Source organism: Listeria cornellensis FSL F6-0969 (assembly GCF_000525855.1).
Taxonomy (GTDB): Bacteria; Bacillota; Bacilli; order Lactobacillales; family Listeriaceae; genus Listeria_A; species Listeria_A cornellensis.
The window spans coordinates 14,011-34,818 of sequence record NZ_AODE01000034.1 but is presented as its reverse complement, the minus strand read 5'-3'; the positions used below and the strand labels follow the sequence as shown (position 1 = coordinate 34,818).

Sequence of the window (20,808 nt, the reverse complement as noted above, 5' to 3'; positions counted from 1 at the left end):
TATTTATTAAAAATATAGAATCGTCTGAAGTAGTGCTTACTTATGTTTTGGAATAAGTCCCTGCAGTCATTTGTTCAAAGTAAAATTCATTACTTCATTCGTGCTGATTGGATTATATCATAATATTTTAGAGTCACTTTGCGATGTTTTTTTTCTGTAAATCGCCAATTTCTTCTAAAAAGAAATGTAGTTGGACGATATATCCATTTTAATTTGTAAAATACTTTACTTTTGTAGCGCTTGGGTGAAACCTTTGTTAAATCTAGCAAAATTAGAGTTTGACTGTTTTAAAAAATTCTGATTAATATTTATGAAAACTCTGGAATGCATTTAATTCATCTTGCTTATACTACATATTACTAAGTTACAACGCCTTTCCAGCTCCTAATAACATGGTGTAAAATAAATATTTTCTTGCGTTTGTTCCTTTATTTTTCTGTTTTCGTCTTGCTTCCTTTTACTTTGGCTACTCTATGGACCAAAATAAACGCCTTTTTTTTTGGTAACAAATTTCACTTCTTTTAGGGTATTCTTGCTTGTTATACTCTAAATTTGCAGATTTATCACATTTTGATGTAACTTATCTTGCTTACTTTTTGAATGGTCATACATCACTGACTGTTCATTCTGGATGCTGTGCTGCCGCGGGTGGCCTCACCTCCTTTCAGATGTTTTTTGAGGGAATCCGTTGATTTTCATTAAGAATGGGATTTCATTGTCTTTAAGCTATTCGTTGTATTACGGGTATTGGTTTGGTTTGTGAAGTTGGTTTCTGGGGAACTTAGAAGAGATAGCTTGACTGCGGGATGCAGCCGGTTTACTTGGGTTGGTCGGGGGATGACCAGAGGAAGAATTTTTCGATAGGTACCTGAGATTTAGAATGCCTTTTTTTCTTTATACATTCCGTTCTCGGTGCCTCTTACAGTTATAAGAATACTACATAAAAATGCGAAAACACGATTATTATCAAAAAGTTCTCCAATCGAGAAATTTTTGACATTAGTTGGTGAAAAAAAAATGACAAATGGAATTTATGGTGCTATATTGAGCATAATAGAAAATCGTGCTTTAGGAGCGTGTTTTAGTATGAAAAATCTTGTTATTGCTTCGGAATATCGGAAGCTAAGACTGTTGCATATCTTATTTACAGCAGAACAGAACTATACAAAGAAGGAGCTTGCTGGTTTGCTACATTGTTCTATTAAGACACTGGATAGCGATATTAAAAGCTTGCAAGAGATTTTTGATCCAGCCATTGCTTATGTTCATGAGGATGAGTATTATGTTTTATTCGATGTCGGTGAGCAAATCAATTTCTCCTATTTATACGCTATGACTGTGAGTAATTCGTATATGTATCTGATTTCTAAAGATATCTTTGCGGGAAAACGGCAAAATTTAATGGATTGGGCGGAAGAGAATTTCAGTAGTTTGCCAACGATGTACCGCCGAGTTCGCCAGATTGATACGTATCTTGCCGAAAGCCGACTCGTTTTAGAGACTACGCCACTCGATATTAAGGGGTCTGAGATTCGCTTGCGTTTTTACTATTTCCAGATTTACAGCCGGTCATATCCTTATACTAAATGGCCGTTCCCAGAGATTCCGTATGCGCAGGTAAATGCCTTTATAAAGACCATAGAAAGCTGTTTTGGGATTTATTTCTCGCTGTCTGCCCGGATAAATTATGCGATTGCCATTGCCGTTTGTTTGGAGCGTGTGAAGCAAGGTTATCGCTATTCTATGTCTGAGGCTGACCTCCACTCTTGGAATAGTATTGCCGAGGCGCAACGTGAATTCCACCCCGTTGATTATTCGATTTTAGGAGAGATTGTTGGCTTCTCATTGCCGAAACATGAATGTTATATCAATGTCTTGATGTGCTTTTGGACAAAATTTTCTTACGTCGATGAAGGGCAAGCGGATGTTCGCGTGAAGTATAGTAAAAGTGTTAACCCTCATAAGCATGAACTTGCCCAGGCTTTGGTGGAACTTTTAGGGAAGTATCATATTCATAACACTACTCATATTTTAGCGGAAACTGTCGATTTTCTAACGCGCTTCCTCTTTATTGATAAAATGAATAACTTGCCAGAGATTCCATATACGAACGTAGCCCCTGATAAACACGAACTCAGCCAACAGATCAGAGCTGTGCTAAATACCTTTGAATCGGATCGGAATCATCGTTATATTCGTTCTAACAAGGCCATGATGATCCACTATTTGACGGATTTCTACAACATCGTAATTCAACAAGAACAACAATATCGGATACTTCATGTAAAAATTGTTTCAGAGAACGGTTATTTTTGGGAAGAATATCTGCGCACTGAATTACGCAAGCGATATTCAGAGGAACAAATCATTATTTGCGATGAATTGCATTCCCATGAACACATGCAACACATCGACCTCATTATTAGTGACTTCCCATTTTATGAAGAAACAGGTATTACGGCAGACACCCTCGTCTGGAACATGCCCCCTGTAAAAAAAGACTTTGAACAACTGGATGTATTTTTAAATAGAAAGAATGAGAGCTTTACGGAATAAAAAACTAGATAAAACTCCAGACAAAAAACCGCCCTACCCATTACTTTTTCGGGTAGGACGAAAATCATACTTTAAACAAAACTAGTGTATCCTTTTTTATGCTGGTGTATCAGTTAATTCCCAAGTTAGTGTTGCTTCATACTGACCTGGAATTTTCGAAGTTTTACCTGGTACGCTAAGTTTAATACTGTCTGCGGCTTCTGTTGCATCCGCTCCAAACATATCAACCCACGTTCCCATACCTTGGTCTTCTTCTGCACTCATAACATCCAATGACGTCCCAGCTGGATCAAGTGAGAATCCTGTTGCTGTTGGTGCGTCACTTTCTGATGCGGAGTTCACTGTTGGATTTTCAAAACTTAACACGGCACCTAGTAATTCAGATGTACCATTAACAAATTGACCATCTTGTTTTACTGTTAGATGCCAACCAGCGTTAGAACCACGGTTATCCGTAATCTGGATATAGTTTGGAATATCTTTTACCGTTTCTGATGCGCCTACTTTAATTTGATCAAGTTGTGCGGAGTAAACTTCATTGTTACCGGATATTTTTTGATCGCCGAAGTGAATATTAGAGATATAATCAATACTTAAAGGTCCTGCTGTACCTGCCGGATGATCTGGATCAACTGGCGCAACTACATCTGGATTTCCTGGATCTGTTGGATCAACTGGGTTTGTGATTGTATCATTAGGAATAAAGTTTATATCTGCTTTGGAGCTCAATGTCCCACCGTCTGCTGCTTGGGCTATTGTTCCTGTACCTGTTCCTACTAAGGTTGCCACTGTTACCATACTTACGATCGCGAATTTCGTTAATTTCATATTATCAATTCCTTCTCTCGTTTTTTATTGTGTGTCCCTTACATACATAAGAATACTACACAAAAGACGAGCTTCAGGAGTTATGTCAAAAACTATCGAAAGCTAGAAAAAAAATGAAAAGTGGTTAAGCTTTTGTCACGCCAATCATTATTCCACCGATTACTACAAGAATAACACCGATAATGACAAAAATGATTTCTTTTCGTGTTTTCCGTTCATTTAATAGAAGAATCGCGCCTAGTGTCGAAATAACGACGCCTAGTTGTGATAGGGAGAATCCCGTCGCGACACCCACAAGACTATTCGCATAAATCATCGCCACATTTCCCATCGCCCAAATCATGCCGGGAATCGCAAGCCAGGCTGTTTTCTTAATGAAACGGCTTTCTTTGTCGTCCTTACTACGCGCCGTCATAATCAAAGCCGCCATCACCATCCCAATCGCTTGTGGCAAAATCGCATCCAATCCATTGATCGCAAACCCTTGGATAATCACGACGTAGCTAACGTAACCAGCCGACGAAATGGCTAGCGCGAGCAGTCCGCGGTTCAACGTCGCTTGTCCTGCTTCTTCTTTTTCCGCGTAGGATGTCATAAAAATACCGATAACAATCAGCGCCAACGCGATAAATCCAAAAACGATTCGGAATGTCGTATCCCATTCATGAAATAGCAACACCCCACAAAGCGTCGTCCCAACAAGTTGCATTCCCGTCGAAATCGGCATCGCCTTTGAAACACCAATCAGCTTAAATGACTTCAATTGGAACATCTGCCCAACGCTCCACAAACACCCCGTCAAAAAACTAATAATCACTGTCTCCATTGTATAAACCGGATCTGTAAAGACGAACGCAACACACGCAAAAATAAGCGCCCCAAATGTGATACCCGTCGTTTGCTGCCTTGTCGTACCGCCAATTTTTGTGATAAGTAACGGCATGAATCCCCATAGTAAAGCTGGTATAAGCGCTATCAAAATATTCATCTGTCCCTTTTTCTCCCTTCGTTATCAAACCTAATTATGTACTGTAACCCTTAAAAATTGATTATCCCACATTCCATTTGATATGTCGATATTCCTATTTCTTATTATACAAAATGAAAGCCGTTTCATAGCAAGCTTTTTTATGCTCTTTTTAGTATTTTTTGTATCCAATCAGCCTAAAGCTTGATGACAACTAGTCCTAGAGTCCCTTGTACTTTGCTACATTTTGTGAACATTTTATGACAAGTATTATTTACTAGAATAAAGTTTCATTTTTCCCTTGCATATAGCGACAATTTGGTTTAGAATATATGTTCGTGCTGGTTTTTAACGCATATACAAGGAGGTATATAATGAAAGTTTTATTTCAACATTTGAAGAAATACAAGCTTCAAACCACGCTTTCCACACTTTTCATCGTCGTCATGGTTATCTCACAATTATGGCAGCCGAAATTATTACAGGAAGTACTGGAAGCAATTATTAATGATAAGATGGACGAGATTACAAGAATTGGTATTTTACTTATTGTTATTGCCATTGTCGGACTTATCGCTGGTATCCTTAACACCATCCTCTCCGCAAAAGTGGCACAAGGTGTAGGAGCCGATATTCGTGAAACTAGTTTCCGCAAAATTCAAACATTCTCATTCAGCAATATCGAGAGACTTTCTACAGGAAATCTAGTTGTTCGTCAAACGAATGATATTACGCAAGTGCAAAACTTAGTGATGCTTTCTTTACAATCACTAACTCGAATTCCGATTATGTTTATTGGTAGTTTTATTTTAGCGATGTATACCCTGCCTGAACTTTGGTGGATTATTATCGTGCTCGTTGTCCTTGTTTTCCTTATTGTATTCCTTATTTTTGGAAGAATGGGTAAACATTTCGGCAAAATTCAAGGCTTCATTGATCGTGTCAATGCCATTGCAAAGGAAAATTTAGCTGGTATGCGCGTCGTGAAATCGTTCGTACAAGAAGATAATGAACTCGAGCGCTTCACGAAGACAAGTGATAAATTAACGCATCACACCATCGTAGTTGGACAGCTATTCTCGATTATGATTCCAGCATTTATGCTCGTTTCAAACATGGCAGTTGTCGCCGCAATTTATTTTGCTGGTGATTTAGTCAAAGATAATCCTGAAGTTATCGGTGCGATTGCGTCCTTCATGAACTACTTGATGCAAATTATGATGGCGATTATTATTGGCGGAATGCTGATGATGATGGCGTCACGTGCGATGATCTCGCTTCAACGTATCGGCGAAGTGCTGGATACAGAGCCTGATATCACGTACGACGAAAACGCGTCAAAACAAGATTTAGTTGGTAGCGTGGAGTTCCGCGATGTTAGTTTCCAATATGAAGGCGATGAAACCAAAGCGCTGAAACATGTTTCCTTCGAAGCGAAACCTGGTGAAATGGTTGGTATCGTTGGGGCAACTGGATCAGGGAAATCAACGCTGGCACAACTGATTCCACGATTATATGACCCAACCGAGGGTGAAATTTTGATTGGTGGAACGGACTTGAAGAAATTGAGCAAGCAAACGTTACGTGATACGGTTTCCTTAGTATTGCAACGTGCGATTCTATTTTCAGGCACGATTGCTGAGAACTTACGTCATGGTAAGAAAGACGCAACGTCAAACGATATGGAGAAAGCGACACGCATAGCGCAGGCGAAAGAGTTTATCGAACGCCATGCTGATGTGTATGAAGCGCCAATTGCTGAGCGTGGTAATAACTTCTCTGGTGGGCAAAAACAACGCCTATCCATCTCACGCGGTATTATCGGTGAACCGAAGATCTTGATTCTCGATGACTCCACCAGTGCCCTTGATGCGCGTAGTGAGAAACTCGTAAAAGAAGCTTTAAACAATGAGCTCGGCGACACAACGACATTCATTATCGCTCAAAAAATCTCGTCCGTTATTCATGCAGACAAGATTCTCGTGCTTGATGCTGGTGAACTTGTTGGCGTTGGAACACATAAAGAACTTGTTGAAACAAGCGCCACTTACAGAGAAATTTATGACACACAAAAGGGAAAGGAGGTTGATGCGTAATGACTGAATTTAAACGTACCTGCCGCTTTTTCTGGCACTATCTAAAAGCTTACAAGTTGCAACTGACCGTGATTATTATCGCGATTATCGGTGCTACTTATTTACAAGTCAAGGCTCCTGAATATATCGGGAAAGCCATTCAAGAACTGGCAACGTATGCGCAACGCCTCTTCACGACTGGTGTGGATGACAAATCGGATTTCGTTCATATTATTTGGATGCTCGTCCTGTTTTATGTCTTACTTGCCGCAGCAACATTTATTCAAACCATCTTGATGGCTGGTGTTTCTGGTCGCGCGACGAACCGAATGCGTATCGGTTTGTTCCGCAAAATGGAGAAATTATCGATTCGTTTCTTCGATGGGCATAAAGATGGCGAAATGCTGAGTCGTTTTACAAGTGACCTAGATAATATCTCGAACACGCTGAACCAAGCGCTCGTACAAGTTTTATCTAACGTTGCATTAATGATCGGTGTTATTATCATGATGTACCAACAAAACGTGAAGCTCGCGTCTGTCACGCTGATTCTGGCGCCCTTTGCGATTATTATTGCCGCCCTTATCATCCGCAAAGCGCGTAAATATGTGGATCTGCAACAAGATCGTCTCGGTGAACTAAACGGTTACATCGATGAGAAAATTTCTGGTCAAAAAATCGTGATTACGAACGGCTTGGAAGAAGAAACTATCGAAGGCTTCGTGAAACATAACAACATCGTGAAAGAAGCAACATTTAAAGGTCAAGTTTACTCCGGTTTACTTTTCCCGATGATGCAAGGTATTTCGCTGATTAATACGGCTGTCGTTATTTTCTTCGGTGGTTACCTAGCGCTTGATGGTAGTATCGAACGCGCCGCAGCACTTGGTTTGATCGTTATGTTCGTACAGTATTCGCAACAATTTTATATGCCACTGACACAAATTTCATCCCAGTACAGCATGCTTCAACTTGCCATCACTGGTGCGCGTCGTGTGAGTGAAATTTTTGACGAAGAAGAAGAAATTGAGCGTAAAGATTTGAAAACAATCGACGGCGTTCACAAAAGCGTGAAACTACAAAACGTGGACTTCGCGTATACACCAGAAAAACCAGTCCTCAAAAATGTCTCGATTGACGTTGAAAAAGGTAAAATGGTTGCCCTCGTTGGTCCAACCGGTTCTGGTAAAACGACTGTCATGAACTTGCTAAACCGTTTCTACAACGTGGATAATGGCGCGATTTTATTTGACGATGTGGATATTCGTGACATCAAACTCGCGTCCCTTCGTAAACAAGTGGGTATCGTATTGCAAGATTCTGTTCTGTTTTCTGGCACAATCCGCGATAATATCGTTTTCGGTAATCCAGAAGCAACAGATGCAGAAGTGACAGACGCCGCGAAACAAGCGAACATTCACGACTTTATCATGACGCTTGAAAACGGTTATGAAACAGAAATAACCGATGAAAACAACATATTCAGTGTTGGTCAGAAGCAATTAATTAGTATCGCACGTACCATCATTACGAATCCGTCCCTTCTCATTCTCGATGAAGCGACAAGTAATGTCGATACCGTAACCGAGAGCCGCATCCAAAAAGCGATGGATAACGTTATCTCTGGTCGTACTAGTTTCGTGATTGCCCACCGTTTGAAAACAATTCTTGACGCCGATCATATCGTGGTCTTGCATCAAGGAGAAGTAATTGAACAAGGAACTCATGAATCATTGCTAAAAGAAGAAGGATTCTACTCCGAGTTGTACCATAATCAGTTTGTGATTGAATAAATTTTTTCTATGAAAACAGCGCATCCTTCGCGGGATGCGCTGTTTTGTTGGTAATTAAAAGAATAGTTTACTAGCCGCAATGGATAATCCAAGTAATGCCATGGAGCCAATGGTCGCTGCCAAGAATACCCGCCCACCACGACGGATAATCACTTGGAAATTCACACTCATGCCTAGTCCAGCCATAGCCATTCCGAGGCAAAGATATGCTAGCGAAACAAGGCCGTCTAATAAGCTTGCTGGCATCGCGATGAACGTGCCGATCGCGCTTGTTAAGAGGAATCCGCCCATAAACCATGGAATCGGTAATTTTGCTTTTTCATCTGATGTTCCTCGTGTTTTGCGTTGTGCAATGATTCCTACTATTAAGGCGACCGGTGCGAGTAGCAGGACGCGAGATAATTTCATGATAATAGAAGCATCGAGCGCCTGTGTTCCTCCTGCGCCTCCAGCTGCCACTGCATGCGCAATTTCATGTAGCGACGAACCAGCCATGACCCCGAATTGCGTTGGCGTCATACCTAAAACAGGCATAAGTCCAACTTCGATAAGCGTAAATACAGTTCCAAGGATACAGACAACCGCAACAGCTAGCACCGCGTCATCATTTTTTGCCTTCAATTGTGGCGATACACCCATGACCGCAGCCGCCCCGCAAATTCCACAACCACAAGCTGTGAGCATGCCAAGTGTACTGTCTACTTTTAGCCATTTACAGAGGAAATATACCGTGACAATCGTGAACGCAACGACTACAATTGCGAGGACAATCGTTTTCACACCAGAATCAGCCAATGCTTTCAAGTTCAGCCGGAATCCTAACAAAATAATCCCTAACCGCAAAAATTTATTCGATATGAAGCTCGTTCCAGGTTGCGCGCTGACGACAAGCGTCCGGCTCACTTGCACCAGCATTCCAAGTATTAATGCGATAACTAGCGCACCAACAAGCTGCAAACCCGGTATTTGTGCTAAATATTTCCCCGCTAATGAACAGGCGAGCGTGACAGCTACACCTATCCAAAATCCTTTTTCTCTCCATTTCATCCTACATTCATCTCCTAATTCCTGTTCTAATATAGTATACTTAAGTCAAACTCATTTTATGTAAAGGAGGACGCGAGATGTTCCAATGGCTCCAAACGTTCATGGCTGTTTTTGAAGCAAAAAATTTCACACACGCCGCTGAAAATTTATTTATCTCCCAACCAACCGTTTCCCTACATATTCAAAAATTGGAAGAACTCACAGGCTCGGAACTCTTCATTCGTAATGGTCGCAATCACGCCGTACCAACAGAAAGCGCAGAATTGCTTTATTTACGTGCGAAACAACTCGATTCACTATGGGAAACCAGTTTAAGCGAAATAAAACAATTACAAGGCAACACACGTATAAGCTATCCTATCGGCGCTTCACAAACAATTGGTGTCTACTTACTACCCCATGTGTTACCGCAACTACAAGCAACCTTCCCAAATTACGATTTTGTCATTCATATCGCGAACTCTACTACTATTTTCAGCAAAGTTGAAATGCATGAATACAACGTTGGTCTGGTAGAGTCACCAATGATTGCCCCGACAATCGAGCGAGCCATTTTCGCTTATGATTCCCTTGTTCTAGCTGGGAACCCTAAAAGTGAACTCTGGCTTTTGCGTGAAGCTGGATCGGGAATTCGTGCCTATACGGAGCAATTTTTTCAACATCAAAATATTATTCCGCAACAAAAAATGGAAATTGCGAGCAACGAGGCTATTTTAAATATGCTACAGCAAGGCATTGGAAAAACGCTCTTGTCTGATTTAAGTATCCGAGATTTACCGAGTATCCCGCCACCCGAAAAGATTACTCGACCGCTCTTTCAAATTCATCATGCAGAATTCCCACAAGATGAGCTTCAAATCGCCTTATACAAGTTACTACTAGAAATGTTTCAGTAATCTATACTCTTAGGATACAGGGAATTAAGCAATAAGTAAAATAGATATTTTAAATACTTTTCATCAGAAATAATAATATCAAATGAGGGGCCTATCCTCCAAAATTTGATTCCATTGCATCATTATGAATTCAACATATACGTGATAACCATGTTAGCCATTAAAAAAGGCATTCCCAAAGTTATTTCAACTCTAGGAATGCCTTTTTAACGTGATTCATTTATTGCTGTTACCATACTATTTTCTTCTTGGGTTTTTCGTTTTAAATCCAAAAAAAGATACAAATATCAAGAGCATTCCTGATAGCATTAGTAAAAGGCTGTTGTTGTCGCCAGTACTCGGTAATGCTACCACTTTTTCAGCAGAATTTTCTTGTTTTTGTGCTTTTTTGATTAACCGCTCCTGATTCTTTTGCATTCGTGTTTTCTGGATCAGTATTATCAATAACAGATGGTGCTGGGGATGGATTTGTTGGGTTTACTTTCCCAGGGATATTCGGATTAACTGGCGCAGGATCTACTATACTGCTCCTTGTAAATTGGCCTGATGAAATAGAAATTTCTCCCTCTGGACTTAATTCGGCAAACTCCACCGTGTAGTCACCACTCTTTAAACTATCAATGATAAGCTTAGGAACCATTGCCCCATCACCACTAACCACCACAGCACCATCTTTATCTTTGATTTCCCATGTTAGCGTGGAGTCTGGAATCTTTTGGCCGCCTGTGATCGATTCAGGATTAATTGGCTTGTCTACTGTCGTCGTTGATTCTGGATGACGTATTAGGAAATTACCGGTGGATTCGTGAGTCTCTCCTTCTGGGCTTAACTCTGTGAAAGTTGCTGTGTAACTTCCTTCTGTCAGTCCAGTAATTGTTGCTTTAGGCACGTCTCTTCCTGCTCCTGTTGCGATCACTGCTCCATCACTATTTTTAATCTCCCAGCTCAGCGTTGACTCTGGAATCTTTTGACCGCCTGTAATCGTGCTTGGGTTAATTGCTTTGTCTATTGTTGTTATTGATTCTGGATGGCGGATTAGGAAACTTCCAGTGGATTCGTGGATTTCTCCTTCTGGACTCAGTTCTGTAAAGGATGCTGTGTACGTTCCCTCTTCCAATCCAGTAACCGTTGCTTTTGGTACATCTTTTCCTATCCCTGTCGCAATCACGGTTCCATCGCTGTTTTTAATTTCCCAACTCAGCGTTGACTCTGGAATTTTTTGACCGCCTGTTATCGCGCTTGGGTTGATCGCTTTGTCTATTGTCGTTGTTGATTCTGGATGGCGGATTAGGAAACTTCCAGTGGATTCGTGGGTTTCTCCTTCTGGACTTAACTCTGTGAAGGATACTGCATAACTTCCTTCTGCCAGTCCAGTAATTGTTGCTTTGGGTACATCTTTTCCTGAACCTGTCGCAATCACGGTTCCATCGCTATTTTTAATCTCCCAACTCAGTGTCGAATCGGCAATCTTTTGACCACCTATAATCGCGCTTGGATTGATTGCCTTATCTACTGTCGTTGTTGATTCCGGATGGCGGATTAGGAAACTTCCAGTGGATTCGTGGGTTTCTCCTTCTGGACTTAATTCTGTGAAGGATACTGTGTAACTTCCTTCTGCCAGTCCAGTAATTGTTGCTTTGGGCACGTCTTTTCCTGAACCTGTCGCAAGGACGATTCCATCACTATTTTTAATCTCCCAACTCAGTGTCGAATCGGCAATCTTTTGACCACCTGTAATCCCGTTCGGATTGATTGCCTTATCTACTGTCGTTGTTGATTCTGGATGGCGGATTAGGAAGGTATCCGTTGCTGTATTTGCTACCGTATTACCATACTCCGTCACAATCGTTGCTGTGTTCTCAATCGTATAAGAACCTTCCTTTAAACCACTGAGAACGCTGTCTGGAATACTACCTGCCCCGGTTTCAATGACCGTTCCATTAGCATCCTTGATAGTCCAAGCCGTTTCTGCATTTGCTTTATCCGATCCAGCTGTCAATTTGTTTGGGTTAATTTTGCCATGCTCACCAGTTACGCCGACAGTAGCTACGACATGTTGCACATTTACAATCATCGTTCCAGTATCATATCCAAACACGCTATAGCTCTTCAACACGATATAGTATTTACCATCTGAAAGGTTTGAGATATCAATAGTTCCCGCATAATCTATCTCTGTTTCCGCCTTTAAAACGGTGCTCGCATTCGCAAAATCTCTTATTTCATACGTCAACTTATCGCCAAATTCATTCTTATTCATATAATCTGCCTGTAATCTACTAGTCAAGTCGAAAATACGGAAATTACCTACTAGACCCACGTTGAAACCATCCTCGTTGTTTACATCAAACTGCATAATCGTAAAGGGTGTAATTGCCTCTGTCTTCTTTTTAGACGTTGCGCTTGACGTCATATCAGCTTTATCTGCTGCTACCACTTCCATCATGTTTGGCATTTGCGCTAATACTGCTACAGATGATATAACCATAAAACCTTTTACTACTTTGTTATTCATTTTCATCCCCCTAAGTTTTCTCAAAATTTATCTATGCATACCAGTTTATTATAGACTCATTCATTTAAGCAGCATATACCTCATGGTTACTAAAATGCGACATCAAGTCTCCATGTTGTGACAATTTGTTCACATTTAAAGCTGTATATGTACTTTTTTATGTTAAATTTAAAAATCGTGGTGCAAATTATGTCAAAAGTCTCTTCTGATAAATACTTTTTCATACAAAAAAACACTATAAATCATATACCAACGATTTACAGTGTCTTCTCTTCTTCCTTCATTTCCTAAAAACGGAGAAACGGGGATTCTGATGGTTGGATGAAATGTATTCGTGGTGCTGGTTTCAACACTTATAATGTTGGCTGTGTGGCAATTTTGTGGCAAATAATTTTATGAAGATGGCGAGGGTTTTGTTCACCATCTTCTTTGTTGTGCGCTGACTTTTTCTCTTCACAGCCATTACAATTGAAAATATTATTCCTCACTTATCCACAGAAGAGGTTCTAACCCTCTTCTGTTTTGAGGTACTCTAAATCTTAGGAATCTCAGTATCATTTTCCTCTATACCATCCAAGAAAAAATCAGGTATATTTGGATTCGATTTTTTTCAATTTAAATAGTTGTACCTTAGTCAGCTCTGGGTAATATGAAATACTGCTGCGCTTGAAAACATCCATCTCAAGTTTGGAATAAACCTCCGTTATAAATTTACGCCACTCATCCAGTCCCGATTGTTCAACACTTTCTTTGTCACTTAGCAGTTTAATACCATCAGACAAATAGAACATCATTAAACCCGTGGACATATCACAGTTATTATTAGCAATTATCGCCCTAGGTATACTAAATCCGTTATCCCAATTATAATTTGCTGCAAGTACATAAAGCATTTCTGAATCTCCAATGCTCGCCACTTGTTTTGTGGCTTCATTCAAATCCTCATAATACAAAATTGTCTCTATACAACTAATTTTTTTCACTATCGAGTCCTCCGTGCATAATATCTTCTCCATAAACCTTCATTAGTACTATTCTAGGCTGTCAATAAAGTCTTCAAAACTGCTCGCCGCAAAGTATACTACTGGATCTAATTCTCCAGATTCTTCATGATTCCAAACGCATAATTTGGGTGTATCTTTTGATTCTCTGTAGTCCAAACATAGATAATCTCCAGCAAATAGTATCGCGATTGGCAACAAGCCTACACCTACTAAATCCTCATTATCTGTTAGCCTCTCTTCGATTCTTGTGAGCGTAACATCTATATCATATTCTCCTAGATCATTACCCTCAGTATCCTCCAATACACATAAAAATCGGTCAATTGCATATGAATGATTATTAGCCACAAATGATTTTTCGATTGGGATTCCGCCATTATTTTCAATTAACAAAGCTTTGTATTTTGTTGGAAGTTTAATCCCCCACATATTTTCCTCGTTGCTTACTATGTCTTCTGTAGGTAATGGCAATACGATTGAACCTTTTTCTATGCGCATTTTATACTCCACTCACTTTTTCTTGCTTGCATCTTTTTTATACTTCTCAATTAACTTGCAATCACTTACATCCTTAATGTTAGCCAGGATACCTAGTTTTTCATACTTCCAAATTTTAGCCCGTTCAATATAATCATAGCCATCTTTCTCCAAGTCATCATAGCTATATTGAATATTGAACTTGCCCTCAGAATCCAGACTTAGATTTAAACTTTTCCATGGTTCTTGTTTATTATCAATAAACAAGAACCATAAATCTCTTAATAATCCATTTAAATTGCTTAGTCCATTTTGAACCTCATCCATATCAATGTGCTCCATGTCTTCAATATCCAAACTATAGATGGGATCTTTACCCTCAACTGGATAATAATAAAAGAAAGTTGCTCCTCTATATTGATCCATTTCAGAGTAAAGTAAGAGTCGGCTCCAGTCCTCTGGAATAACATTATTCACTTGATTAGCTATTTCTTGATACAAAGCTTCCATACTTGGTTCCTTTCAGACTTATCTACTATGCCACCATTGGACAATTCTAGAAAAGCTATATAAAATCCTATGGCAGATTGATATCCTATCGCTTTTTTCATAGCTTTTATATCCCCTGCCTGTGCCTTACCAAATTCTTTTATCATTACAAGTACTCACTATTCATCATTATCTCCATACAATTTATTCAAAAATGTTTTCAAATCCTCAGCAAGCAAAAACATATTATCCATTTCCGAATCAGATTCCATATCGTGTCGCCAAAAATAAACTTTTTCTTTATACTCGCTCTTCCCTGTTCCTATGCAGATTTCGTTTCCAGCAGGATCGTCAGCAATAGAAATGAAACCATCTGGTATTTCACCATCCAATATTTCAAATGTCTCACCTAGATCCCCTGACTCTTCTCCAATACCATAAAATTTATTAACTAAACTAACGCCTTCATCATCTGATATTATAAAATTAGATTTTTCAGGGTACCCACCATTAAATTCAAGCAAGAAAGTCTTATATTCTTGTGGTAATTGTAACTTATATTTAGCCTCGAATAATTCAATGTCATTACTAGTTATTTTATTCATTCACTTACTTTTCATCATCTTCGTATAAATTATCCAAAAATGAATTAAAATCAGGACTTAATAAAAACATATTATCCATTTCTAAATCCGACTCCATGTCATGTACCCAAAAATAAACTTGACCTTCATACTCACTATTCTTAGTACCTAGGCAAATTTCGTTTCCCGCTGGATCGTATCCTATAGAAATAAATCCGTCTGGGAGTTCGCCATCTAAATTGTCAATAACTCTATCTAGATTGCCTTGCATATCACCAATACCATAAAATTTATTAACTAGACTGTTACCATTCTCAGAGGATATGTTAAATACAGCTTGCTTAGAGTATCCCCCATTATATTTTAACAAAAAATCAATATAATCCTTTGGCAACCCAATATTATGTCTTTTTTCAAATGCTAGAATATCTTGTTCCGTGCTTTTGCCATTCGGGCTTATCATTTCAAACATTTTTAATCTACTCCTTCATTACTTTTTCCATTGATTTTTCCCATTTATAGTCGATTGACCACCTATATGTTTAAATTGTTGATGAACATCAAAATCAACAAGAATCATTGTTGTACCGTCTTCATGATGATGCCAAGTATACCCTTCTGGAGCTCTGGAAAGAGTTGGCACAGGTGGATTTGAATCTTTGTTTAGTCCTGCCAATTCATTAGCTGCTTTAAAATCAGCTTGTGGATTTTTAGGACTCATTACTTTTATTTGAACAGGCTTGATACTCGGGTGACTATAATCCGTAAAATCAGGATAACCGTCTGGGTATCTCACCGTCTGACCGTTCTTGTTGGTATAACTCCATGTGCCTTTACTATCGATAGAAATACTGCCGCCTTTTTTAATCCATTTCTCTGGTACTGGGGAGTTCATTGGCTTCGTCGCCATGATTTTCTTACTAATGTTTTTCATTTCTAAATCTTTGGTTGCTTTGATTTTCAAGTCACTTTGTATCTTGCTGAAACTGCTCTTCGGAACTTTAATACCTCTGCCTTTCATTGCGACAGCGCCGAGCAGTACTGCCGATATGATAGAAAAGCTTTGCGCCTTGGTGATTGGTTCTCCTGTGAGTAGATTGTAGCCTTCCATTGCAGCTAGCATGTATTCTGTTTCAAAATCGATATCCGCGTCTTCGACTTCGCGCTTAATTGTACCATCTTTTAAGCCATCATTGTAGGCAATTGTTGCTCTTGCGGATTCTTGGTCTGTCACGCCATTTTTGCTTAAGACCCAATAGCTACCTTCTAACGTCTTCGTATAGTCATCGAAATTATACGTTTTCTTTGGTTTCTTCTCTGGTACTAGGTGATTCAGCCAACCCAGTTGCATTTTGCTGGAATCATAGGTGTGTGTTGTGGCATTGAATGCTTTTCCTGCCATGATTTCATTCACGCCAGTCTTGACTTGATACATCCGCGATAAAACGTTGTGCATCACATTCGTATGAGTATGTTCAAAATCCAGATACCGTTCTAAAATCTTGATTTCTTCTTTGATTTGCATCATCGACGTTTCCAGCCCCAGCTTCATGCCTATCTGTTGTCCGAGGTTCAAGTTCCCCGTCATCGAATCCATCGCATGCGTGAAATCATCCAATAAATTCTCCGACCGCCTGATTTCGGCATACAGCGCATCCAATTTATCCGAATCCAATCGCGAGTCAAACGCATCATCCACCTGCGTTTCAAAGTCCTGCACATACTTTTTCAAAATCCGATCTGCTTCACTCAAGCATTCAATGGTCGTGTCTACGATGGGATAGTGCACCGTTTCATAATAGCTTTTCGCGCTATCGACAAACTCACCTTGGATCTCATCATCCGCCAATAATTTCGCGATGACTTTCCGGTAATCCCGCATGGCATCCCGTAATCGTTTACTTTCTCTTAGAAACTGTTCCACAAAATAGCGTACTTCCCCAATCTCAATCCGTGGCATGCGCATCAGCCTCCTTCGATGCAAATTTGGCTCGTTGGTGCGCTCGACGCGATTCCTGTATCGCATCATCCACGGCATACATCTGTTTTTTCCGTCTCTGCCATTCTTCTGTCATGGTTTCCTCGACCAGTCCTAATCGCTGTCGTGAACGGTTCCCCTGCCACGCATCCTGAAAAGTATGTAGCACATTTTCTTGTGCCCGTTTCGCTTTCGAAAACAATTGCTCCAACTCTTCAAACTGCCGCTCCTTCTTGATTTGTTCTTTCCAAGCGTCTTCTTCCCGTTGTCTTGGTTGCATTGCTATGTATCCCCCTTATCTATTTTTTTACTTCCCTCCCATTCAATTCCTTTGTGTAGCATATCGCCCAGCGCTTTTTCTGAGGCAACAAATACTTTCTCCACATTTTTCAAATTCACTGTATCTTTTTGAAACGCAGCGGGAGTGGATGCTGTCATTTGCGCAAATTCCATCGCACCTTCTACCAATTGTCGCGCGCTACCTGTCGAATAGGATACACTTGGCTTTGGTTGTAACTTTAACGTATTTGTCGTCGCTTGAATCGCATTCGCATGTTCCGCTATTCGACCGCTCGGCAATTGTATCTTTTTCGCCATGCTTATCCACCCCTTTCCATTGTTATTTCTTATTAACTATACCGTATTTTATAATTATACTCTAAGTATGCATATATCTATTTCTATAAGTCAGTATGCTCTTCTACTTTTTTGTTACACACTAATAGACAAGATCACATATATTTTTTTGTCAAATGAATACTCGCTTATTTTCTCAACTACTTCCTCTACTTTCATACCAATACCATTATAAAACTCATCAGGCTTATACGTTTTTGCATAGCCCAAACGATTATACATCTCTTCTAGAGTGCCCCATATTTCTCTTGTACACCCAATAAATCCTGAATTAGATTTAGGAATTACAAATAACTGTTGTTCAACCACTTTATAATGTTCATATTTCTTCCCAGCTAATTTATTCTGTTTTATGGCTTTTGCTAACTCATCCTCAGTAATAAAAAGCATATCGTTAATAGTCGTTCTAATCATATGATATGTGAAGAAAAACTCCTTATTCAGCTTGTTAATATCAATTTCATCTAGAATAGATATAGCCTTTTTTATAGAATTCATAGTCAGTGTTACATTTTCAATTGAGGCTTTTGTGGTTGCTTTATGTTGCAAAAACTTATAGTGTAGTACTAAATAAGATATTGTCTTCAACAATATAGCTCTAGCATTCTTTGTGCTAGCCATTCTTTGCCAGTAGTCAGAAAAGAACCCTGCTAAAAAAGCGATGAGTAAGGCTATTAAAGAAATAAGAATTTTATAGAGTTCCATAATTAATGAACCCCATTTCGTATTATACTTCGAGCAGCTTTCTCCGCCATAACAAGTTCATCGTATACCTCTTTTTTATATGTATCGTTTAATTTCATCCTCATTAAGTCCATTACATTAATTTTATGACCTGTGAAATCATTTTTTAAAGAACAAATTGTCTCCGCAGCTAAAAAAAGCAGTGTAAACATAGTCCTTGCCTCAACTCGTTCTGAATCTTCATTTTTTTCTGCTGAATTGTATTTATAATTATACTGCTGAAATAATGAAGCAATCTTTACAGTTTCTTCGGACCCATACATTACAATCTTCTTTAGCATATCATTCATAGCCTCCACCGTCGTACTTTTGCTGAATTCCTCCGTATTCATTAATAAATTAGACCAATGATCAAAAGTTTCTTCAATCTTAACTCCACTAATTTGTCTAAAGAAATTATCAATTTGAAGTTTTTTTTGCATTCTCAGATTTATATTTCTCTAGCTTCCTGTTAAAAATAAATCCTACGATTGATATTAGCAATATGTCGGTAAGCACTCTTTGGACCAATGGATTACTAAAAAAAATCATTAAGCATAGTTATCACCCTTTTTTTTGTTTAATTATACATGTTTTTACTGTATTACTCAATATAATCTTTCACTACTTTTTCTGCAGGACAAAAAAGCACCATAAATCGCTTACTATCAGCGATTTATGGTGCTTTTTCATTTCCTAAAAACGGAGAAACGGGGATTCGAACCCCGGCGCGGCCGGAACCGCCTAACAGATTTCGAGTCTGTCCCCTTCAGCCGGACTTGGGTATTTCCCCAACATGCAGATGCTCGTCCAATGAATGGTGCATCAAATGTCGCACCCTGAACAATCACAAGTTTTATTCTAATGCATTTTTCGATAAAAATCCAGTGTTTTCTCCACTTCTTTAAAACCCATCATAAAAATCGCTACGCACGTGTGGTATAACTTTTTCCCAGGCTGCGATAGTTATGTCACTTGCCGTTGCTTTTCCGTAATAAACGAGGTCATACGGTCGCACAAATCCCATCAACATTTGGCTTAACCCTTGAATCGAAATCGTCAAAATTCCGCCCTCTGTCTTCTCTACGCGCTTCACAAAGCTACCCCGTATTTCAAAAAGTCCCTCATTCCAAGGTGCCGTCTCGTCCTCCACTTGGAGATACAGGGTTGTGTCAGAGCGATCAAATCGGTACTTCTCAAGAAACGGCTCCACATCCACAATCCGCACCATAAAGTCTAGGATTTCACGTTTTTCAAAGTCTGGCGATGGGAAAGCAAGTGCGACATCACGTAAAGAGCCTACATTTTTTGCAACAACCCGGTCCACCATCATGCCATGCGTCCCAACAAAGCGCCACAAGCCTTTTTCAGCCTCGTAATCTAGCGCAATCATTTCGTGAATTTTCAAAACTTCGTGGTCTAGACCATATAACATGTATCCCGTCGCAATCCCATTCATATCGCAATACACCGCGATTTCCTTCGTGTATCCGCGTCGCGCCAGTCGCAGCCACCACGCATCATCTCGCATCAACATGCCACTTTTTTTTCGTCAACGCAAAGCGGTTATACAATTCGCGAACGACCGAAATACCAGTCCCATCTTCACTCGAAAACCGCATCACGCGCCCCGGCACATCCCCCATGTTGGGCAACGCATGGCTTGGGATTTCCAACGCCACTTTTTCCGTAAAAACCTCATACCCGAATTTCCGATAAAACGGTATTGAGAAGGGACTCAAATAAGAAACCAGTTGCCCAGCCTCACGCATCTTCACAAGCGATTCCTCCATCAGTTGGCGAATCAAGCCAGCATTCCGATACTCCGGAAAACTCGCTACATAGGCAATGCCACCCATCGAAAAACGTTCGCCCAAAATCGAAACACTGAGCGGATATGTCAAAACCTGTGCTAGTAAATGCTCGCCATAAAACAACCCCAGACGCCGTGCATTTTCTACCCAATAATTAAAATCAGCTTCCCCGCCAGATGCAGGTACTCGAAACGCATAATCGCGCAATTCCTTCACTTTTTCAATCTCAGAATCCTTAATTTCCCTCAATTCCATGCCGACACCCCCATTCTCCTTTATTTTAGCACAAAATGCGTCTAATTGTTCACGAAAACGTTTTCACTTACTTTTTACAACAAGCTAATTTTTTGTAAGCATATTACTTGAAGTGTGGCGTACAATATTATACACTGTAAAAGTAATCAAAACATATTGGAGGAATTTATA

The 20,808-nt window shown here is 39.7% G+C and carries 22 protein-coding genes and 1 tRNA gene; 4 read left to right on the top strand and 19 right to left on the bottom strand.

Features of this window, described 5'->3' with window-relative positions:
• Positions 1-1,017 precede the first annotated feature (1,017 nt).
• A complete protein-coding gene (locus tag PCORN_RS13925) occupies positions 1,018-2,556 on the top strand; it encodes an AcpB/EbpR/MafR family transcriptional regulator (protein WP_077913922.1) in 1,539 nt (512 codons plus the stop codon).
• A 96-nt stretch (positions 2,557-2,652) separates the two neighbouring features.
• Here PCORN_RS13925 and PCORN_RS13920 read toward each other — a convergent pair whose 3' ends face one another.
• Both PCORN_RS13920 and PCORN_RS13915 read right to left on the bottom strand, forming a co-directional pair.
• The gene (locus PCORN_RS13920) at positions 2,653-3,384 is read right to left on the bottom strand and encodes a WxL domain-containing protein (RefSeq protein ID WP_036081778.1); all 732 of its coding nucleotides are present in this window, start codon (positions 3,382-3,384) and stop codon (positions 2,653-2,655) included.
• A 124-nt stretch (positions 3,385-3,508) separates the two neighbouring features.
• Entirely contained in the window at positions 3,509-4,372 is an 864-nt protein-coding gene (locus tag PCORN_RS13915; protein WP_036081776.1) for a GRP family sugar transporter, read from the bottom strand.
• Between the two features lie 353 nt (positions 4,373-4,725).
• Here PCORN_RS13915 and PCORN_RS13910 point away from each other — a divergent pair, with 353 nt between their 5' ends.
• Positions 4,726-6,447: an ABC transporter ATP-binding protein gene (locus tag PCORN_RS13910; RefSeq protein ID WP_036081774.1), complete on the top strand. Its 1,722-nt coding sequence runs from the start codon at positions 4,726-4,728 to the stop codon at positions 6,445-6,447.
• Positions 6,447-8,219 (top strand): ABC transporter ATP-binding protein, encoded by a 1,773-nt coding sequence (locus PCORN_RS13905; RefSeq protein ID WP_036081772.1) that lies wholly within the window; start codon positions 6,447-6,449, stop codon positions 8,217-8,219. Before PCORN_RS13910 ends, PCORN_RS13905 begins: the two co-directional genes overlap by 1 nt.
• A 54-nt stretch (positions 8,220-8,273) precedes the next feature.
• Here PCORN_RS13905 and PCORN_RS13900 read toward each other — a convergent pair whose 3' ends face one another.
• Entirely contained in the window at positions 8,274-9,266 is a 993-nt protein-coding gene (locus PCORN_RS13900; protein ID WP_036081770.1) for a YeiH family protein, read from the bottom strand.
• 77 nt (positions 9,267-9,343) lie between these two features.
• On the opposite strand from PCORN_RS13900, the gene PCORN_RS13895 reads away from it, so the two are divergent.
• Positions 9,344-10,162 carry a LysR family transcriptional regulator gene (locus tag PCORN_RS13895; protein WP_051999496.1) on the top strand — a complete coding sequence of 273 codons (819 nt, stop codon included), beginning with the start codon at positions 9,344-9,346 and terminating at the stop codon, positions 10,160-10,162.
• A gap of 237 nt (positions 10,163-10,399) precedes the next feature.
• On the opposite strand, the gene PCORN_RS21410 is transcribed toward PCORN_RS13895, so the two are convergent.
• From PCORN_RS21410 to PCORN_RS13825, 16 genes are all read right to left on the bottom strand, one after another.
• Positions 10,400-10,579 carry an LPXTG cell wall anchor domain-containing protein gene (locus PCORN_RS21410; RefSeq protein WP_077913921.1) on the bottom strand — a complete coding sequence of 60 codons (180 nt, stop codon included), beginning with the start codon at positions 10,577-10,579 and terminating at the stop codon, positions 10,400-10,402.
• On the bottom strand, positions 10,521-12,677 hold the full coding sequence (locus PCORN_RS13890) for a hypothetical protein (protein WP_036081768.1): 2,157 nt from the start codon (positions 12,675-12,677) through the stop codon (positions 10,521-10,523). The genes PCORN_RS21410 and PCORN_RS13890 overlap by 59 nt, the downstream gene beginning before the upstream one ends.
• 584 nt (positions 12,678-13,261) lie before the next feature.
• Entirely contained in the window at positions 13,262-13,660 is a 399-nt protein-coding gene (locus PCORN_RS13885) for a DUF4274 domain-containing protein (protein WP_051999495.1), read from the bottom strand.
• 48 nt (positions 13,661-13,708) lie between these two features.
• Complete coding sequence (locus tag PCORN_RS13880; RefSeq protein WP_036081766.1) at positions 13,709-14,179, bottom strand: SMI1/KNR4 family protein; 471 nt, start codon at positions 14,177-14,179, stop codon at positions 13,709-13,711.
• Positions 14,180-14,191: 12 nt separating this feature from the next.
• Positions 14,192-14,668, bottom strand: coding sequence for an immunity protein YezG family protein (locus PCORN_RS13875; protein WP_036081764.1), 477 nt, complete (start codon positions 14,666-14,668; stop codon positions 14,192-14,194).
• A complete protein-coding gene (locus tag PCORN_RS19455; RefSeq protein ID WP_159102601.1) occupies positions 14,644-14,814 on the bottom strand; it encodes a hypothetical protein in 171 nt (56 codons plus the stop codon). The genes PCORN_RS13875 and PCORN_RS19455 overlap by 25 nt, the downstream gene beginning before the upstream one ends.
• 12 nt (positions 14,815-14,826) lie before the next feature.
• Entirely contained in the window at positions 14,827-15,252 is a 426-nt protein-coding gene (locus PCORN_RS13870; RefSeq protein ID WP_036081762.1) for an SMI1/KNR4 family protein, read from the bottom strand.
• 4 nt (positions 15,253-15,256) lie between these two features.
• Positions 15,257-15,703, bottom strand: coding sequence for an SMI1/KNR4 family protein (locus PCORN_RS13865; RefSeq protein ID WP_036081760.1), 447 nt, complete (start codon positions 15,701-15,703; stop codon positions 15,257-15,259).
• An 18-nt stretch (positions 15,704-15,721) separates the two neighbouring features.
• Positions 15,722-17,191 (bottom strand): T7SS effector LXG polymorphic toxin, encoded by a 1,470-nt coding sequence (locus PCORN_RS19450; RefSeq protein ID WP_051999494.1) that lies wholly within the window; start codon positions 17,189-17,191, stop codon positions 15,722-15,724.
• Positions 17,178-17,489, bottom strand: a complete 312-nt coding sequence (locus PCORN_RS19080) for a hypothetical protein (protein WP_036081758.1) — start codon at positions 17,487-17,489, stop codon at positions 17,178-17,180. The genes PCORN_RS19450 and PCORN_RS19080 overlap by 14 nt, the downstream gene beginning before the upstream one ends.
• A gap of 2 nt (positions 17,490-17,491) precedes the next feature.
• Entirely contained in the window at positions 17,492-17,806 is a 315-nt protein-coding gene (locus PCORN_RS13850) for a hypothetical protein (RefSeq protein ID WP_036081756.1), read from the bottom strand.
• Positions 17,807-17,920: 114 nt separating this feature from the next.
• Entirely contained in the window at positions 17,921-18,550 is a 630-nt protein-coding gene (locus PCORN_RS13845; protein ID WP_036081754.1) for a hypothetical protein, read from the bottom strand.
• Between the two features lie 2 nt (positions 18,551-18,552).
• On the bottom strand, positions 18,553-19,011 hold the full coding sequence (locus tag PCORN_RS13840; RefSeq protein WP_036081752.1) for a hypothetical protein: 459 nt from the start codon (positions 19,009-19,011) through the stop codon (positions 18,553-18,555).
• A 260-nt stretch (positions 19,012-19,271) separates the two neighbouring features.
• A tRNA-Ser gene (locus tag PCORN_RS13835) sits at positions 19,272-19,361 on the bottom strand.
• Positions 19,362-19,472: 111 nt separating this feature from the next.
• Positions 19,473-20,099: a GNAT family N-acetyltransferase gene (locus tag PCORN_RS13830; RefSeq protein ID WP_036081750.1), complete on the bottom strand. Its 627-nt coding sequence runs from the start codon at positions 20,097-20,099 to the stop codon at positions 19,473-19,475.
• Positions 20,089-20,637, bottom strand: a complete 549-nt coding sequence (locus PCORN_RS13825) for a GNAT family N-acetyltransferase (RefSeq protein WP_036081747.1) — start codon at positions 20,635-20,637, stop codon at positions 20,089-20,091. Before PCORN_RS13825 ends, PCORN_RS13830 begins: the two co-directional genes overlap by 11 nt.
• Positions 20,638-20,808: the final 171 nt, after the last annotated feature.

Excerpts from the sequence above, each read along its gene's own strand:
- PCORN_RS13880 (WP_036081766.1), bottom strand. The coding sequence starts at position 14,179 with ATGCGCATAGAAAAAGGTTCAATCGTATTGCCATTACCTACAGAAGAC.
- PCORN_RS21410 (WP_077913921.1), bottom strand. The coding sequence starts at position 10,579 with ATGCAAAAGAATCAGGAGCGGTTAATCAAAAAAGCACAAAAACAAGAA.
- PCORN_RS13825 (WP_036081747.1), bottom strand. The coding sequence starts at position 20,637 with ATGGAATTGAGGGAAATTAAGGATTCTGAGATTGAAAAAGTGAAGGAA.
- PCORN_RS13840 (WP_036081752.1), bottom strand. The coding sequence starts at position 19,011 with ATGCAAAAAAAACTTCAAATTGATAATTTCTTTAGACAAATTAGTGGA.
- PCORN_RS13865 (WP_036081760.1), bottom strand. The coding sequence starts at position 15,703 with ATGTTTGAAATGATAAGCCCGAATGGCAAAAGCACGGAACAAGATATT.
- PCORN_RS13900 (WP_036081770.1), bottom strand. The coding sequence starts at position 9,266 with ATGAAATGGAGAGAAAAAGGATTTTGGATAGGTGTAGCTGTCACGCTC.
- PCORN_RS13915 (WP_036081776.1), bottom strand. The coding sequence starts at position 4,372 with ATGAATATTTTGATAGCGCTTATACCAGCTTTACTATGGGGATTCATG.
- PCORN_RS13830 (WP_036081750.1), bottom strand. The coding sequence starts at position 20,099 with ATGCGAGATGATGCGTGGTGGCTGCGACTGGCGCGACGCGGATACACG.
- PCORN_RS13845 (WP_036081754.1), bottom strand. The coding sequence starts at position 18,550 with ATGGAACTCTATAAAATTCTTATTTCTTTAATAGCCTTACTCATCGCT.
- PCORN_RS13920 (WP_036081778.1), bottom strand. The coding sequence starts at position 3,384 with ATGAAATTAACGAAATTCGCGATCGTAAGTATGGTAACAGTGGCAACC.
- PCORN_RS19455 (WP_159102601.1), bottom strand. The coding sequence starts at position 14,814 with ATGATAAAAGAATTTGGTAAGGCACAGGCAGGGGATATAAAAGCTATG.
- PCORN_RS19080 (WP_036081758.1), bottom strand. The coding sequence starts at position 17,489 with ATGCAACCAAGACAACGGGAAGAAGACGCTTGGAAAGAACAAATCAAG.
- PCORN_RS13895 (WP_051999496.1), top strand. The coding sequence starts at position 9,344 with ATGTTCCAATGGCTCCAAACGTTCATGGCTGTTTTTGAAGCAAAAAAT.
- PCORN_RS13850 (WP_036081756.1), bottom strand. The coding sequence starts at position 17,806 with ATGGCGAAAAAGATACAATTGCCGAGCGGTCGAATAGCGGAACATGCG.
- PCORN_RS13890 (WP_036081768.1), bottom strand. The coding sequence starts at position 12,677 with ATGAATAACAAAGTAGTAAAAGGTTTTATGGTTATATCATCTGTAGCA.
- PCORN_RS13870 (WP_036081762.1), bottom strand. The coding sequence starts at position 15,252 with ATGAATAAAATAACTAGTAATGACATTGAATTATTCGAGGCTAAATAT.
- PCORN_RS13875 (WP_036081764.1), bottom strand. The coding sequence starts at position 14,668 with ATGGAAGCTTTGTATCAAGAAATAGCTAATCAAGTGAATAATGTTATT.
- PCORN_RS13905 (WP_036081772.1), top strand. The coding sequence starts at position 6,447 with ATGACTGAATTTAAACGTACCTGCCGCTTTTTCTGGCACTATCTAAAA.
- PCORN_RS19450 (WP_051999494.1), bottom strand. The coding sequence starts at position 17,191 with ATGCCACGGATTGAGATTGGGGAAGTACGCTATTTTGTGGAACAGTTT.
- PCORN_RS13910 (WP_036081774.1), top strand. The coding sequence starts at position 4,726 with ATGAAAGTTTTATTTCAACATTTGAAGAAATACAAGCTTCAAACCACG.
- PCORN_RS13925 (WP_077913922.1), top strand. The coding sequence starts at position 1,018 with ATGACAAATGGAATTTATGGTGCTATATTGAGCATAATAGAAAATCGT.